General features: G+C 39.7%; 14 protein-coding genes. All 14 read right to left on the bottom strand.

What is annotated here, in order from left to right:
- Window position 1 precedes the first annotated feature (1 nt).
- A complete protein-coding gene (locus AACZ73_RS17470; RefSeq protein ID WP_339879848.1) occupies window positions 2-706 on the bottom strand; it encodes an SDR family oxidoreductase in 705 nt (234 codons plus the stop codon).
- A gap of 63 nt (window positions 707-769) precedes the next feature.
- Window positions 770-4,234, bottom strand: a complete 3,465-nt coding sequence (locus AACZ73_RS17465; RefSeq protein ID WP_339879846.1) for a hypothetical protein — start codon at window positions 4,232-4,234, stop codon at window positions 770-772.
- A 46-nt stretch (window positions 4,235-4,280) separates the two neighbouring features.
- Window positions 4,281-7,985: a HAMP domain-containing sensor histidine kinase gene (locus tag AACZ73_RS17460; protein ID WP_339879845.1), complete on the bottom strand. Its 3,705-nt coding sequence runs from the start codon at window positions 7,983-7,985 to the stop codon at window positions 4,281-4,283.
- 55 nt (window positions 7,986-8,040) lie between these two features.
- On the bottom strand, window positions 8,041-8,292 hold the full coding sequence (locus AACZ73_RS17455) for a hypothetical protein (RefSeq protein ID WP_339879843.1): 252 nt from the start codon (window positions 8,290-8,292) through the stop codon (window positions 8,041-8,043).
- A 34-nt stretch (window positions 8,293-8,326) separates the two neighbouring features.
- Entirely contained in the window at window positions 8,327-8,881 is a 555-nt protein-coding gene (locus AACZ73_RS17450) for a DUF420 domain-containing protein (RefSeq protein ID WP_339879841.1), read from the bottom strand.
- On the bottom strand, window positions 8,862-9,536 hold the full coding sequence (locus tag AACZ73_RS17445) for an SCO family protein (protein WP_339879839.1): 675 nt from the start codon (window positions 9,534-9,536) through the stop codon (window positions 8,862-8,864). Before AACZ73_RS17445 ends, AACZ73_RS17450 begins: the two co-directional genes overlap by 20 nt.
- A gap of 77 nt (window positions 9,537-9,613) precedes the next feature.
- The gene (locus tag AACZ73_RS17440; RefSeq protein ID WP_339879837.1) at window positions 9,614-9,946 is read right to left on the bottom strand and encodes a cytochrome C oxidase subunit IV family protein; all 333 of its coding nucleotides are present in this window, start codon (window positions 9,944-9,946) and stop codon (window positions 9,614-9,616) included.
- 18 nt (window positions 9,947-9,964) lie between these two features.
- A complete protein-coding gene (locus tag AACZ73_RS17435; protein ID WP_339879835.1) occupies window positions 9,965-10,741 on the bottom strand; it encodes a cytochrome c oxidase subunit 3 in 777 nt (258 codons plus the stop codon).
- Window positions 10,742-10,768: 27 nt separating this feature from the next.
- The gene (locus tag AACZ73_RS17430) at window positions 10,769-11,350 is read right to left on the bottom strand and encodes a cytochrome c oxidase subunit 3 (protein WP_339879833.1); all 582 of its coding nucleotides are present in this window, start codon (window positions 11,348-11,350) and stop codon (window positions 10,769-10,771) included.
- Window positions 11,351-11,352: 2 nt separating this feature from the next.
- Complete coding sequence (gene cyoE, locus AACZ73_RS17425; RefSeq protein WP_339879831.1) at window positions 11,353-12,255, bottom strand: heme o synthase; 903 nt, start codon at window positions 12,253-12,255, stop codon at window positions 11,353-11,355.
- Between the two features lie 2 nt (window positions 12,256-12,257).
- Complete coding sequence (locus AACZ73_RS17420) at window positions 12,258-13,334, bottom strand: COX15/CtaA family protein (RefSeq protein WP_339879829.1); 1,077 nt, start codon at window positions 13,332-13,334, stop codon at window positions 12,258-12,260.
- Window positions 13,318-15,201, bottom strand: coding sequence for a cbb3-type cytochrome c oxidase subunit I (locus AACZ73_RS17415; RefSeq protein ID WP_339879827.1), 1,884 nt, complete (start codon window positions 15,199-15,201; stop codon window positions 13,318-13,320). Before AACZ73_RS17415 ends, AACZ73_RS17420 begins: the two co-directional genes overlap by 17 nt.
- A gap of 18 nt (window positions 15,202-15,219) precedes the next feature.
- Window positions 15,220-16,251 (bottom strand): cytochrome c oxidase subunit II, encoded by a 1,032-nt coding sequence (locus tag AACZ73_RS17410; RefSeq protein WP_339879825.1) that lies wholly within the window; start codon window positions 16,249-16,251, stop codon window positions 15,220-15,222.
- Window positions 16,252-16,273: 22 nt separating this feature from the next.
- Window positions 16,274-17,566 (bottom strand): quinol:cytochrome C oxidoreductase, encoded by a 1,293-nt coding sequence (locus AACZ73_RS17405; protein ID WP_339879823.1) that lies wholly within the window; start codon window positions 17,564-17,566, stop codon window positions 16,274-16,276.

Raw genomic sequence — 17,566 nt, 5'->3', positions numbered from 1 at the left:
GTTATATATCTCCTAATTGAGGTCGGATTACTATTTCTTCAACAACTGACTGAGGCGAAAGGTTATAAGCAGCCCAAACAGACTCGGCTACATCCTCAGCTTTCATAAATCTTTCGATCGGCAAATCTATTCCTTCCCAACTCGCAGTGTAAGTCGCGCCGGCTAGGATGGAAGTTACTTTAATTTGGTGCGGCTTTAACTCTTCCCGAAGGCATTTGGTCATACCCAACATCGCCCATTTGGAAACAGCGTAGCTACCTCCATTTGGATAGGCTGTCAATCCCGCTACCGACCCCATGCTGAAAATATGACCTGATTTGCGGGCAATCATCTCCTGAGCAAAACCCCTAGTCAAGTAATAAGCAGAATACAAATTCGTCTCCATCATCAGTTCGAAGTTTCCTTCCGGCTCTTCATGAATTGCTCCAGGCAAAAAAACACCAGTATTATTTACTAATACATCTGGAATGCTCATAGCCTTAATTTCTGAAATAAAATTGAGCGCATCTTCCTTTTTGGAAAGGTCGGCAGGAATGGCGAGCACCTTGATTTCAGGGTATTTCTCTTCTAAAAAAGTCTTCAGATTAACCAAATCAGCCTCATTTCGCGCACAGGTGAAAATATCAAAACCCTCAGCGGCAAATCGCTCAATTATTGCTCTTCCTATTCCTTTGGTACCTCCGGTGACGAGGATGCTTTTACTCATTTGATTAGTGATTTAATAGTTAGTATGACAACTATTTAACATCAGCAAAGTTACATTTTTTTATCAAAACAGAGCCGAAACTTGCATTCTCCCTACATGAACAATCCGATCCAGCCCTTGAGAATTCCGACCTTCATAAACTAGATTGAGCTGAAGACCCTCTCCTATTTTTTGTAGCCAATTCAAATTCCAAGTCACATTAGTTCCTGGCGTCAATGCCTGAAGCATTTCATAGCCAACTGGAGAATTTGCTACACGATTGTAATCGATTTGAATCAACTTGAGATTGCCCGTTAGCGTAGTTTTTACTGCTCGCGCAAATCGAAGATCTAGTCCTACTTGATGCAATTGAGCTTTTTCCTCGAATTCAATATTCTCAGTATTGACTTTTCCTGTGAAAGAATAAGTAGCTGTTGTCCTGAAATATGGTGTAGGCTGCCAGGAAAACTCAGGTCCAATTTGATTTTGGGAAATGTTGTAATTCCTGTTTTCTAAGAAATCAGATGCCGAAAGACGGTTGCCGGTTCCTGCTATAATCCTCAAAGTAGTCTGTCCATTGAAATTATACCGAGTATTCAACTTCCAATCCTTCTGAATCAAATCTTCAAATCCTCCGGAAAGCAATTGCTTAAACTGAGAATCGAAATATGACAAATCAAATCCATAACTGGCAGAAGCCCTATTGAAGAAAAAACTTGAGCGTATCACCTGTCTGAGTGATAAAACGTCTTCCCGATTCACTCCTCCAATAAAAGGATTCATCCGATCCACAAAGTCATCCGAAGTGACTTTCTTCTCCACACTCAGACTGGTGGTATTTGAAAACTTATGCAAAAATGTCCGCAAGCCTCCAGCCTCTTTCCAAGTTTCCGGGAATTTTGCCTGCAATCTATAATTCAAAATACTTGTGTAGGCTTGTATGTAGGTATCCGTTGGCACAAAAATCTTGATGTACTGCTTTTCTTCAGGGTTGATTGCCAGGTAAAATTCATTCAGCTGCTGTACGCCATCTCCATTATCATCTCGCCAGGTATGCGTCCCATCACCATTTGGAGCTGGCAAAAAGACGAATTCCCGTTGCAATTCTCGTCCATTTCCAATTGCATAGCTGATTTCATTTCGGATGAGATTTTTACCCAAACTTCCCTGATAATCCAATTTACCCATCACGGTAAGTTCGGATTGTAGGTCGCGCTGCAAATACTCAAGTTCCCTGTAAGTAAACGTACTGCTCAGGCTATGCTGAGTCCATTGCTTTCTGAAAGTAAAGTTGGAAGTAAAAGCTCTGGTATCATTCAGTAATTCTCCAGCTATCGGAGCCTTATCTTCGCGCCAAGCTGCATCAGCCAAAAAGGAATAACTAAGTGAGTCATTGCTTCGCAAATAGAGCAAATGCTGCTTAAAGTTCATTGCTGTACTCACAACCGAATCGGTCTCGGCACTCCGCAAGGCATTTTGATCCAATGAAAACTGATAGCCTGGAACGATGATTTTGGAATTATAACTCACATCACCCAAGTACCGAGTCCAGTCTGATTTCAATGAATCCTGTGTAGAATTCAATCGGAAAAACTCCTGCCGAAGTCTGATTTTTGACCCCAACTGTAATTTCCAGTTAGCTGAATGCTGAGTCCCATTCAGTACATTTTCTCTATTTCTCAGGTAAAAAAGATAGTCGAATAGATTGAGTGCGTCTTTTTCCAAACCAATCCCAGCGCGAAAAAACTGCTCGGCGGCTGCACTTTGCAAAGCTTGCTGGCTAAGTCCCCAATCTCGATCAAACTCGATATATCTAAACCGATCTATAAAATTGAAGTTGGTGGAATTGTATTCGTACTCCGTCTGCCCTTTCATGATATAACCTTTGAAAAGTGAAGACTCTCTACCTTCACTTTGCAGACCCACTTTCATCCCCAGCCCTTGATTGTCATCGTCATCTAATTCAGAAAATAGATTCTTGTCAACTGAAGAAAGCGCCAATTCTGTATAAACTTTCTCATGTTCATTCAGCCGAATCCTTGAGCCAGCAGTCACCATTCGTTTGCTATCGGGAAGTGGCAATTGGGACAAAATAGAATAATCACCCTGAGGCCGACCATTTAGTCGCGGAACATATTCGTAGACTGTTCCATTAGACAATTGACTGGAACGACGATAATCTCCAAGCCCGGAACCGACTTGTGAAAAGCCCAATTCATAATGAGCTAGCTCAGGATCATTGGAATATTCATAATAAACCGACGGATTCCCCAGAACATCAAACTCGGTGACTTTTTTGTATAAAATTCGATTCTGATCAAAAGCCACGCTATCAATCCTAGGTGTTCTTGCGAGCGCTGCACTATCGCCAACTGAAGCCATCAGCCCTAATTCACTCTGGGAAAAATCTGTAAAAAGTGGACGGTTTCTATTGTCTTTTTCCTGGTAATAATTCAAATACACATCCACTTTCCCGTTTGTTTGGCTGTGATTCGCCCCGATGATAGATCGGGAATAATTCCGCTCTGCGTATTCAATGTCTACCCGGACTCGAGAATATTGAGTGATTAGAACTTTTGGCGTAAAGGTAATTTCTGCCTGATTGTAATCAATCACATAGTCTTCATTGAATCCTCGCTTGAGTTGCTTCCCATCCAAAAATACCCGCTCTGAATTTGCCATGATGATTACAAACCGCTCATTATTTGGCCCACTTACGCGATACGGCCCGAGCACACCTTCCAAAATCGGCAACTGGATCGACGCGAATTTACCTTTTGCAATGGAAGCAAAAGCCTGTGAACTCGCAGTCCACTTGTCACTCATCTTGTAATTTGAGGTAAACTGTAATCCCTGCACATTTTTGTAATACCGAAGAAACTCAGATTGCCTTTGCTGCAAAACCACATCCCCAGCTGCCAAGCTGAAATCATCATTATACAACTCGATCAACACATTATCAAAGTCCTGAATCTGCTGAGTATTTCCCTCAGGCTGGAAAGGCACATTTTGATCTGTGATACTTGCTCGGATTTTTAGATTCTCTGAAATATCTCCTTCCAGCTGAAGGTTAAGCGCCGAGTTGACAAATACGTTTTGTGTATTTCCGAAGGAAATGCCACGAGTGAGGCTTCCGGATTTATAAAGATTGGTGGTGGGAAAAAGCTCCTCACGAAAGTCAAAAGCAGGCAACTCAGCCATTCGATTGTCTTTGAATTGAGCTGTGGAATCATAATCGGTCAATAAGGTCCTTCGGGCAACAGGCTGATCAAAGCGTATGGAAAAAGTCCTGTAGCAAAGCAAAAGAGAATCAGGTTTTACTTCACTTTCAAAAAGGACCTGAAGCTTGTTTGCATTTAGATCATATTTGAAATTATAGGAAGTCCCTTCCTTATCTGTAATTCTGATAGTTTCTTCCAACAGGGAAAGTGAGTCTGGAACTGTAGGAATTGCAAAAATCTCAGACTGTACCCATCGGCATTTTTCCTGAGCTATTACCGAATTGGAAAAGCCACACACTAAAACCCAGAAAAGTAGCCAATTACGCATGCTCACTCCGAAATTCCTTTTGATTGGAAGGTACTAAAAAGATGAATTATCCCATCAATGGAAAGGTGAGATAGAATGTAGTGCCCTTCCCAACTTCAGTTTCAAACCAGATTTTACCTCCCGCTGTCTCCACTCCACTTTTTGCGATAGCCAATCCCAAACCTGAACCGGTGGACTTGGTAGAGAAATTTGGAATGAATATTTTATCCTTCAATTCGTCTGTAATTCCTTTTCCATTGTCGGAGATTTCCAGAAAAACGGCCTGATCAGTCATCCAAAGCCAAACTCTTATTATGGGTTTGATTCCCGGTTCAACAGCTTGAATACCGTTAATTATAAGGTTGGAGATTACTCTCCCGAACAACTTATCATCACCCATAATCGGAATATTCTGGGTAAAAGAATCATCTTGAAAAATTAATTCGACTTGCTGATCACCGCTGAAGAGCTCTAGGACTTTATTAATCACCACTTTGAAGTTCATTAATTCATTGTTCGGTAGTGGCATTTTTGCAAAAGTGGAAAAGGAGGAAGCTATACCGCTTAGCGCATCCACTTGATGGATCAAAGTCTCCAAAGACCGCTTTAGCTTTCCAGCATCGTCTAATCTTCCTGCATCTTGCAGCCGTATCAAATGCTGAAGTGTAAGCTTCATCGGTGTAAGTGGATTCTTGATCTCATGAGCAACTTGCTTTGCCATCTCCCGCCAAGCAGATTCCTTCTCAGTGGAAGCAAGTACTTTCTTCGAGTTTTCAAGCTTAAAAAGCATGTTGTTATATTCATTCACGAGCAAGCCAATTTCATCTTTGGAACCCCAGTACATAGGTTCATTATCTTCCAAATTGGTAGCCTTTAGCTTTTGGGTAAGCAGTTTGAAAGGGAAAGTAAGGTTGGTGGAGACAAAGTAGGACACGAATAAAAACAAGATGAAAATCACTACGAAGGCATTGAAAATATTACTCAGGACATCTGCTATCAACGTATTCAATTCCGTTTCCGACTCAAAAAACGGCACAGCCAAGATGCCTAGGTTATCCTGGCCCGAAGTAGCTGGAATAGATAAATAGACAGCTTTGTACCTAAGTCTACCAATTTGCTCATCAGCGAGATATTGACTTTGACCCATTTCTTGTATCTCTGCAATCGCCTTAGGATTGATCATCGGAGCCAAGATTTTCTTATCGAAGATATTGGGACGGTTAGTAGATTCCAGTATTCCATCTGAGCTGTATACATGAATATCGCTGGCAGTAGTATTTGCGAGCTCACTCACTTCCTCATTCAATTGATCATTATCTACATTCCCGGGTTTTTGGTTATTGAGAAAGCTCCCCAGATTACCTCTGATCAGTGCCGCCTTTTGGATGTACTGTCTATCAAGGTCATCCCGGTAGCTGTTTGCCAACAGACCAATCGTGATAATACTAATAATGATGATCGGAAAGAAAAAGGCAAAATTCAAATAAAGCTGCAGCTTGGTAGAATAATTAAATTCAAAATTCTTTACTCCTGTAATCAATGTATTGATTAGGATAGTCAAGAATGTCATGACTACAAATAGAACGAAGAAAAGGGAAATGTTGCCAAAAAAGTGAGCTAAGGATATATTCCTTGAAGACACAATGATCAGTTCATCCCCATTCTTAATTCCATAGTGGTGATATCCACTTTGGTGAACACCTTCTGTCAGCAATGATTTACGAGTCAATACGCGTTCGAACCCTTTACTCAAGTAATTATAAGTACCTGAATTACGGATGAATTCATTATCCTTAAAAATCGCGTAATCATAAAGAACAGGATCCAACTTATCATTGTATTTCTTGTCCAATAATAACTTAGGATACACGCTTGTAGGCTGAACGCGAAGTTGTCGTAGCTCGAGAAAGACCGTACCCAGCGAGGTTCCCTCCTTACTCATCGGCACAAAAGCAATAAATCGATTCCCTGTATTTGACTCATTGCCTCGGATAAAATAGAGATCTTTCACGCTCGTGGCGTAATCACTTTTGATGTATTCCAGCTGAATATCCTTAAGATTCTCAGAATCTGAAGAACCCAATATCTGCTGTCCGGATGCAGAGAAAATTCTTACTTGCACCTCAAACTGATCAAAGTAATTGTCCAAATAAATTCTTCTAATTTTGGTTTCAATTGGGTCTTTGGAAAAAAGCGGATCAGCTATTCTATTTTGAATAAACAAATCGGTTTTAATTCTTGAAAATATTTCCCCCAGAAAAAACTCGGTCATCACATCATTTTCAATCAGGTTCTGATTTGCAAATCGAATTTTAGATTGAATTAATTCGCTTTTCTCTGTTTGAAAAGTACTGATACCACCGATGATGGCTGTCACCAAGCAAGCAAAAAAGAAAGTAAGAAAGGTATCCAATCCAAGTTTGAAAGCATTCTTAAAAAGCTCCAATCGAATGATTACCGAAAGAAACATTAAATGAATAAGCCAGACTATTCCACTCCATACGGAAAAAAAGAACAAAGTTCCTGCAATGGGAAGTCCAATGATAGCTATCCATTTATAATAGATTTGCTTTCGTGGATTGATCTCCAATAGCAGGCTAAACATCGTCAAAGTCAACAGCACGTAAATCGCACCCCAGAGAAAGAGCATAAAGAAACTAATCCCTTTAAACAAATCGAAAGATGGAACAGAACTGATGTCCAAAGCCCACTGCGAATTGGTCATTAAATCCCTAGGAAGTGACCATACCAAATACATTCCTATGGAACTTACGATAAGGGAGAAAAAAAAGAATATCAAAAACTCATTTCTGGATTTTAGCACCTTTATCTTCTCATGCATAGCTTTTGAGGCTAGCTGATAAATGACCATTCCCAAAATCAAAACTCCACAGAGTGTATTTATTAGCAAATCCCCTAAACTGGGATTGAACCACGATGACGCATAATTCGCAGAATCAAACAAAGACAAATTCAGATAACTGCTTGGAAAATCAAGCAGCAGCATCATTATTCTAAAAGCTCCAAGTACAATGATTGCATACCCTATGGATTGCCATCTTCTTCCACATTTCCATTTGCTCAACACAAAATCAGAACTCAACAGAAAATAGAGCAAGAAGACAGAAGTGAAGAAAATCAGAATGGCTGGATTCACCACCCGCCCAGCAGGACTATATCCGAATAAGAAATTGATTCCGAAAAGTGGAATTCCAACCGGGTTTGAAATTACTAACGGTGCTTCATCAGGATTAGCAAATAACTCGAATCTTCCATTACCGAATATGGTTGGGTTTGCGCCAGTGATCAGGTAGTTGTTCTCAATATTGCCTGGCCATTTCAGGCGAAGCACATGCAGCATCACATAATCAGCCCCATTGCGTTTGATGTTACGAACTTTAAGCAGGAGTGTACCATAAGGATCATCCAAAAGTTGATATTCTTTTGAAAGATCCACTTGAGAAAAATTCATGGTCAGTGTAAAGTCCGACCAGAATATAAGATCCTTATTTGCATTTAAAATAAAAAATGGATGTTTATGGTCAGGCGTGCTAATCTGTCCAAAACTAAGCGTATCATCCGGCCTAACGTCCATGAGAATCCGTATAAAATCCTCATCAAACTCTTGGTCTACTGCCTGAATCCGATCCTGTAACGCCTGAAAATAGCTCTCCTGATCGCTCTTTTGAAAAAAAAAGAAATTCAGAATCAAGACAGCAAGAAGAGAGAAAATACTGATCAGAATGACCAGGCGACGGGAATCATGCTTCATTTAGATGTAAAATAAAAAAAGCAAAGTCCTTGATCAAACTTTGCTCCTCTATTCATTAGTGCAAGGCTATTTTAGCCTTTCGCTTTTTAGCATTTCTATACCAGAAAAAGCCTAATACCATTGCTATTAGGTACGGCATTACAAAAAGGTACATGATCCCAAGATTCAATCCTGCCGCGACACTTGTGTCCCCATTGCTGACATTATTCTCTACAGATGCTCTGCACATGGCACACTGGGCAAAGCTTGCTGTGTGAAATAAGAATGCAACGAGAGAAAGAAATACTATTTTGAGAGCTTTTTCCATACTATTTCCTACGGGCTAAAATGAACGCAGGTTATTAATGTACATAATAAGGACTGATCATCAAGTAAACTATTACACCCGTAACAGTCACATATAACCAGATCGGATAGGCAAATTTAACAACTTTTCTGTGCTTGGCACGCTGATCGGTATATCCGTAGAAGTAGGCAAATAGAATAGGAAATAACGCAACCGCTGCTAATACAATATGAGTCAGCAATAAGAAGTAATAAATACTACGAATGGCACCTACTCCACCGAATGAAGTACTTTCAGCTGCTGCATGGTAAACTACATAGGACACCAAAAATATAGCCCCTAAAACAAAAGCAACTGTCATGGATGCTCTATGGTAAGGTATGTTTCCTCTCTTGATAAATATAAGCCCTGCGATTAATGCCAAAGTTGCAGCCGAGTTCATTACAGCATTTAGATGAGGAAGGAAGTAAACCCATTCGGCACCCAAATCGATTTTAGAAGGCATGAATATAAGAACTGCCACAGCCACAGGAATAATCACAGAAATGGCAATAATCCATCCTTTTACCTTTTTCTCATTTTCTAACAAACTATTCTGCTTCGCTTGCATGCAATAATACTTTAGTCTCCAACATTAATAAGTCCACATCTTCGCGGGATGTTCCACTATAATAACCTCTAATTCGGCCAAGCTCATCGACTAACATAAATTTGTCACTGTGGACAAAATCATCTGGAACACCTAACCCATCTACTGTAGGAATGATAAATCCACATTTAGCCAAATCATACGTTTCCTGCACTCCACCCGTGAGAAAATCCCACTTTCCAGCTTCTGCATGATGCTTATCTGCGTATTCCTTTAAAATCTCAGGAGTATCATATTTTGGATCTATACTAATAGACATGATCTGGACATTATCATATTCTCTGAACATATCATTAACTCTCTCCATTTCTGCAGACATTTTAGGACAGATGCTTGGACATGAGGTAAAGAAGAAGTCAACAATTGTAACCTTTCCTTCCATATCCGATCGCCCAACCTGCTTGCCCTCCTGATTGGTAAAGGAAAATTCAGGAATATGATGTTGAGTAGTGTCTGCAACAGGACACTCCAAATAAGGATTGTCAACTCCCTTTTCATAGAAAATAGGTATGTCGTAGGTGTTACTTCCAAAACCCTTCAGAAACAGGAATATCATGATCGGCACCAAAAGTATACATACCAAGACCATTCCCTGTAATATCCTCAAACTTTTCATAATAAAGGCTTAACAAAAAAGAAGGTTAAAGTGACTCACTTCAACCTTCTTTTTTGGATATTTTTTAAGTTTTCTGATTAAAACCAGCGAAGAGAGAATATGTCTGAACCTTCTTTGATGAGTACAATGATGAGCCAGAACAAAAACGCAATAGGAATCAGAATGGAATAGATCAATGGCTTTACTTCGTCACCAAGGTGCATGAATTCCATCATAATGTATTTAGCTTTCACGATTGTCAAAATCATGAACAATACATATAGAAGTATTCCTCTAGGCATAGTGAAGGCCATAATAAACTCTGCTCCGGTGATAACTGCTAAGATTAGAGCTGTCTTCCAGATTTTCTTGATCTTATCATTGTTTCTAGGAACAACGGTAAGCGTGGATTTATTTTCTTGAATATCCATAATTCTAATAGTTATAGCTTAGATCAGGTAGAATAAAGTAAATACAAAGACCCAAACAAGGTCAACAAAGTGCCAGTACAAACCGACTTTTTCAACCATTTCATAATGACCTCTTCTATCGTAAACTCCAACAGCAGCCTGATAGAAAACCATGAAAAGAAGTATCACACCAATAGTAACATGGAAACCATGGAAACCAGTGATGAAGAAGAACAGGTTTGCAAATGATGCAGGTCCATATTCATTTACCAAAAGATTCGCACCAAATACAGTCTCGGACACGTTTTGGCTTAATCCGTTAATATAATTCAGAACTGCTCCGCCTTCTGAACCGTGGATGAAGTGATTCCACTCCCAAGCTTGGCAACTCAAAAATGTAATACCTCCAACAAGAGTCCAAAGCATCCATTTTACAACATCATTTCTATCGTTTCTATGACCAGCTTCTACAGCCAATACCATTGTCACCGAACTAGCAATCAAAATAAATGTCATTAAACCTACGAATACAAGTGGTGCATGAACACCGTGTACAAATGGTATGGCATCGAATACCAATTCTGGGATTGGCCAGTATTCATTGGAACCAACGAATTCCGCATCTGGTCCCGCATAAGCTGGATAACTGACACGAATCGCAAGGTAGGTAATCAAAAAAGCGGCGAAAGTAAAGATATCCGAAAGAAGGAAAAACCACATCATGAGTTTTCCATAACTGGCTTTGAGAGGTTCGTTACCGCCTCCCCAGACGCCTCTTTTCGAGCTTACTCCTATAGCAGTAGAATGCGCAGACATAAGATATTGATTTGTACTTGGTTTATTTTAATGATTCAAAAGCAAAAACATAAATAGATATAACCACAGAGCTGCAAGAAAATGCCAGAATGTAGTTGCCATCTCAAGTTGGTCCATGGACTTGGAATGTACTTTATATCTATAAGTCGAAATTAATACAATAATCAGAAATATCACACCGCTGATTAAGTGAACGGCATGCAATCCTGTGAATACATATAGAAATGAGCCTGAAGGATTGCCTACGAAAAACACATTTTCATCCACCAAAGCTACCCAGCTATACCACTGTCCTACAAGGAAAGCTATTCCAAATAAAACAGCTAGACCTAGGCCAGCTCTAAGACCAGCAAGATTATCCCTTTTTGCTGCCCAGTACGCATACTGTAAACAAATACTACTAACAATTACAATTCCTGACGTGTACCAAAAGATAGTTGGCAAGTCATATTCAAGCCAGTTGCCTTCTGATTGTCTGACAATATAAGCACTCGTAAGAGCGGCAAAGATCATCACTACTGTTACCAAAAACAGCCATAATGCAAACTTCTTAGGATGCATTGCGATCGGCTGATCTACCATATCGACGTATCTAAGTTCCTTTTCCATCATTACGGCAGTTTATCTAATAAATAAGCAATTTGTACTATCGGCAAATATAAAAAGGAGCCAAACATGATTCGAAGTGCAGATTTGCGAGAGCAGTCTTTCATCAATGAGAAAGTCTGTGCCAGGAATAAAACCCCACATACAGTTGCTACAATTCCTGATGTCATTCCAGTAAGTCCAAAATAACTTGGTAACAAACCTAGGGGCAACAGGAATAAAGTATATATCATAATCTGAATAGCGGTATTCAGATCTTTACCACCACCACTAGGTAACAGCTTGAATCCAGCAGCTTTATAATCTTCATCTCCTACCCAAGCAATTGCCCAGAAATGAGGGAATTGCCAAATGAACTGAATTCCGAAAATTATTAGTGCTTCATGCGTGATAGAACCAGTAGCAGCTGTCCAACCCAAAAGCGGAGGAAGTGCGCCAGGTATAGCTCCAACGAATACTGCAATAGGACCTACTCTTTTTAATGGTGTATAAACGAATACATATAGAACCATACTCAAAACACCCAACCAAGTGGTCAAAGGATTGGTAAAGATCCATAGCAATGCAACTCCTAGAATAGCAACTAAGGAGGTTACCCAAAGTGCCTCTTGAAGAGAAATAAGTTTCATAGGAAGCGGACGATTCTGGGTACGCTTCATAAGCTTATCCAAGTCACGCTCCAATATTTCATTTGCAGCGCAGGATGCGCCACTGATAAGAAATCCACCAAGAGCTAATCCAACAAACCCAGACCAGCCAAAGCTTACCCCACGATCCCCTATAATGTAGCCAAATACCGCAGAGAAGGTAACCAAAGCAGAAAGCCTTAATTTAATCAACTCAGCGTAAGCTTTGATTTTGCTTACTTTTAAACTACTAATATGGTCAGTTACTTCAACTGTCCTCATGCTCAATTTGTATTTAATCGAAACTGAATGTTTTCTCTGATTTCCAATAACAAGATTACTTGTACACCGATGATAAGTGAACCTAATAAGAGATGAATAGGCTGTAGAAATGCCGGAATGCCAAAGTGAGCCATTCCGATTCCTGTAGCTATTTCCAGTATAATAAGAATCATCAAAGCCTGAGACCAAAGATTTACTTGAGATCTTCTAAGGGTATATTTAAATGCCCAAAAGAAGTATAAAATATGGATTCCGAGCAGAACTATAGAAAACGATCTGTGAATAAGAAATTCTAATCCAATTCTCCCTACCCATTCATTTCTAAGCATATCTCCGAGTGAAGCGGAGATGATATCAATCTGTTCCCGAACCTGAGTGCCCAAGACAATTTGAATCAGCATTAATATAGTTCCTATCATTAAAACCAACTCTATTCTTCTGGGTACGTCCATCTTCACTCCCTTTGCTTGTATCAATTTTCCTGATCTATGATACACGTAGAGCAACAATGAGACAAGTAGCAAAGCAAGCATCATATGAAAGGTGATCATCCAGTGCAGTAAATTTGTAGATACTACAATAGAACCAATCCATCCAATGAAAACTACCAGAACCAGATTGAAAACGGAAAGGATTGGAATCACACGATCATATTTTCTAAGTGGATACGATTTCCACAAAGTCAAAATAATTAACAATCCGATCACCACGCCAGCTAATCGATTTAGGTACTCAATCCAAGTTTTGACTGGATTAAATTCTTCTTCAATAAGTATTGACTTATCGTTGGCTATTTCCTTTGCTTTCTCTTTAAACCCTAATTTTTCAAGTGTTGCCACGAACCTTTCGTTCTTGGCTAATCTTTTATTGAGATAAATCTCCTGATAATTTTCTGGCAACTGATCCACGTTAGTCGGTGGTATCACATTACCAAAGCATTTCGGCCAATCAGGACAGCCCATTCCGGAACCGGAACTTCTAACTATCCCGCCGATAAGTATCAGTAAATAAACAGCTATCACCGTGATTAAACTTACACGGCGAAAGCTATTTAAAGACTTATTAGTGAATTGTTTCATTTGAAACCAAAACTTCCTCTTCTTCTTTCATTATCTCCAACTCTACTTTTACCAATTCCTGCTCATGAGGAAGGTTTGATTCTGGAGTTGCAGAAAGAGGAACGGTCTGAGGGATGAAATCCTCTTCAGCACCTGGTTTGGAATAATCATATGGCCATCTATATACTGAAGGAATCTCACCTGGCCAGTTACCGTGTCCTGGTTCGATTGGAGTTGTCCACTCAAGCGTATTTGATCTCCATGGGTTTTGCGTAGCTTTTCTACCTTTATACATAGAGTAGAAAAAGTTAAACAAGAAGATAAATTGAGCAGAGAAAGTAACAATAGCAGCTGTTGAAACAAACATGTTCAAATCAGTATACATGTTAGCAAACTCGAAGTTTGTCCAAGTGTAATATCTTCTAGGGAATCCTGCGATACCAATATAGTGCATTGGGAAGAACACCATGTAAACACCTACGAATGTGATCCAGAAATGAATGTAACCTAATTTGGCATCCATCATTCTTCCAAACATCTTAGGGAACCAGTGGTAAACACCCGCGATCATTCCAAAGAATGAAGCTGATCCCATTACAAGGTGGAAATGGGCTACAACGAAATAGGTATCGTGCAATTGGATATCAATAGCTGAGTTTCCCAGAAAAATTCCCGTCAAACCACCAGAGATAAAGAAAGACACAAGACCTATAGAGAACAACATCGCAGGAGTGAAGATCAAGTTACCTCTCCAAAGCGTAGTCAGGTAGTTAAATACTTTAACCGCGGAAGGTACTGCGATAATCAAAGTCAAGAACATGAAGATAGATCCAAGGAATGGATTCATTCCTGACACGAACATATGGTGAGCCCACACTACGAAGGAAAGAACGGTAATGCCTAGCAATGAAATAATCATTGCTTTGTATCCAAAGATCGGCTTTCTAGAGTTTGTAGCAATTACTTCAGAAGTAATACCTAAAGCAGGGAGCAATACAATGTAAACTTCAGGGTGACCTAGGAACCAGAACAAATGCTGGTACAAAACTGGGCTACCTCCCGTGTTTGGAAGAGCTTCGCCACCAATATAGATATCAGAAAGGTAAAATGATGTACCAAAGCTTCTATCAAATACAAGTAACAATGCAGCCGCAAATAATACAGGGAATGACAGTAGACCAATAACGGCAGTCAAGAAGAACGCCCAAATAGTCAAAGGAAGCTTTGAAAAAGACATTCCTTTTGTTCTCAAGTTAATTACCGTGGTGATATAGTTAATACCTCCCATTAGTGATGATGCAATGAAGAAGGTCATCGCCACCAACCAGAGTGTCATACCCAAACCAGAGCCTGGAATTGCTTGTTCCAAAGCAGATAAAGGAGGATATACTACCCAACCACCAGCTGCAGGACCTGTCTTTAGAAATAAGGAAATAAACATGATCACACCTGATAAGAAAAATAACCAGTAGGATAACATGTTCATAAATCCTGAAGCCATATCTCTAGCTCCAATTTGCAATGGAATCAAGAAATTGGAGAACGTTCCACTCAAGCCAGCTGTCAATACAAAGAATACCATTATGGTACCGTGCATTGTCACAAGCGCTAAGTAGAATGTTGGGTCAAGCTTTCCAGTCTCATCTATCCATCCACCTAAAATTGGTCGAAGGAAGGACATATCCATTTCTGGGAAGCCTAATTGTAATCTAAATAAGATTGAAAGAAATCCTCCAATAAGAGCCCAAAACATACCAGTAACCAAGTATTGCTTTGCGATCATTTTGTGATCCTGGGAGAATATGTATTTGGTTACAAAATTATCATGATGCTCGTGATCGTGATGATCGTGCGCTGCGTCATGATTTGCGACAGATGCTGTTGACATAATCTATAATTTTGTTTGTTACTTTTCGCTTAATTGAATCTCTGCAAGCTCTTTTACCTCAGAAGGAAGATCTGCTGCCAATGTGGGATCATTCTGGATAAAAGTCTTCTGCTCTGCAAACCACTTTTGATAGGCCTCAGGCTCAACTACTTCTATAACCCTTCTCATAGAGAAGTGACCTCGACCACAAATTTCAGTGCAGGCAATCTCGTAGTTGAAATCAGGATTACCCGTTTCCTCTCTCATTTCTGCGGTTGTTTTAGTAGGCACAAACCAGAAACGTGTCGGCATGCCAGGAACTGCATCCATTTTCAATCTCATATGAGGAGCGAAAACAGAATGAAGTACGTCCCGTGCTCTTATCTTAAATAAAACAGGCTCTCCCTTAGGAATTACAACCACTGGAGAGGTAAAATCATCAATTGAGTTCTTATCACTAAAATCAATTCCCTGAGCATTTGTTGCTGTGGTCAATCTATAGTCATAATCTCCCAATATTTGATCTTTACCAGGATATCTAATATCCCAGTTAAATTGAGAGCCCATAATCTCTACTGTGTGTGCATTCTCTGGAGCCGGTGCTGTGATATCTGACCAAGCTACCCAGCCAGAAATAACCAAACCTGCAAGAACAATTGCTGGAACAATAGTCCATATAATCTCAAGCTTATTGTTATCGGGGTAAAATGATGCCTTACGCTTCTCGCTGTACTGATATTTATAAGGGAAGATGAAAAGCAAAATGTGAGTAATCAAGAATACAATCCCAGTGATAGCCATAGACCACCAAAACAGGGAATCTGTTACCACACCATGCTCAGAAGCTACTGGCAACGTATAGTTATCAAATTCCTTGATAGAATACCAGAACATCAAAATGCCTCCTCCTATCAAGAACACTATAAACAAAATAGCATTTACTTTATTACTCCCTGAAGCGATCTTCTTATCAGATCCTTTTACCACAGAGACTAACGTTTGGATTCGATATACCATCCAGATGATGGAAAATATCAAAAGAACCCCTACTCCAATCAGAAATCCGTACATACCTTAATTATTTCGGCTGTTATTAAATGTGATGATTATAGCTTTCTTCAAGCATTGGATGGTGTTTAGGAACCAAATTTCCTTTAGCCAGTCCAGAAAGAACTACGAAGGTAAAGCTTGCTCCATATACTAAGAACATACCTACTTCCATAAATCCAACGCCACCATTATGTCCAAGTGTTCCTGGCTGAACCATTAGGAAGAAGTCTACCCAGTGGCCTGCAATGATCAACGCACAAACCAGTTTTAAGAACACTCCATGTCTCTTCGCATCTCTTGTCATTAGTAACAGGAAAGGAAGCACAAAGTTCATGGCTAAATTCACAAAAATGAATGGGCCATATATATCGCTGGATAATCTTTCGACAAAGTATACCGTCTCTTCAGGAATGTTAGCATAATAAATCAATAAAAACTGAGAGAACCATAGGTATGTCCAGAATATGGTGAATCCAAAAATGAACTTACCTAAATCATGAACATGATTTTCATTGATCATTTCCAGCAAACCTTGACTCTTCAAAAAGATAGTGATCAAAGTGATAGTAGAAAGACCAGCTACAAACCAGGATGCAAATACATACCATCCAAATAGTGTGGAAAACCAGTGTGTGTCAATTGACATCACCCAATCCCAAGCAGAGATCGAAGAGGATACTGCAAAGAAAATTAAGAAGAACGCAGACCAACTTCTGATTTTGTACCAAGAAGAAGTACCACCGATGATATCTTCATTGTAAGTGAATTGTTGGAATTTCTTGAAAAAGAATACCCAAAACCCAAAGAACAAAACCATCCGAAGAATATAGAATGCAGGGAACGTTCCTTTTGCCATTGGCCAATAGAAAAATGCACCTTTACCATCTATGATACTATCGTATTCTGGCGAAGATTTATCAAATAAGTAAGCATGGGTCCAGTGGAATAGATCATGATTAGCTACGAAAAAGGTAACAATCATCAATACCCCGGCGATTGGCAACCAATTACCCAAGGAAAGCATAACTCGAATGATCGCAGTAGACCAACCTGCCTGAGCAGCATACTGAATCGCAAAGAAGAATACACCAATTATTGCAATACCAGTGAAGTAAACATTATTGATCCAAAGGTTAGCGTAAAGACGCTCATACCAATGAAATGCATGACCTTCTGCTTCTGCTGCTTCATGATGACCACCACCGAACATTGCCATTACGATACCAAGTATCAGCAATGCAGCACCAATTCCTAAAACCGTAAAAACGGCTTTCTTTGTCGCTGCGGTGAAATCAAATTTTTGATCCAGATTATAGTGTTGTACGTGATGAGCCAT

Origin of the sequence: uncultured Algoriphagus sp. (assembly GCF_963974835.1) — a bacterium.
GTDB lineage: Bacteria > Bacteroidota > Bacteroidia > Cytophagales > Cyclobacteriaceae > Algoriphagus.
The sequence above is the reverse complement of the archived record's forward strand: the minus strand, read 5'-3'. Positions and strand labels throughout refer to the sequence as shown.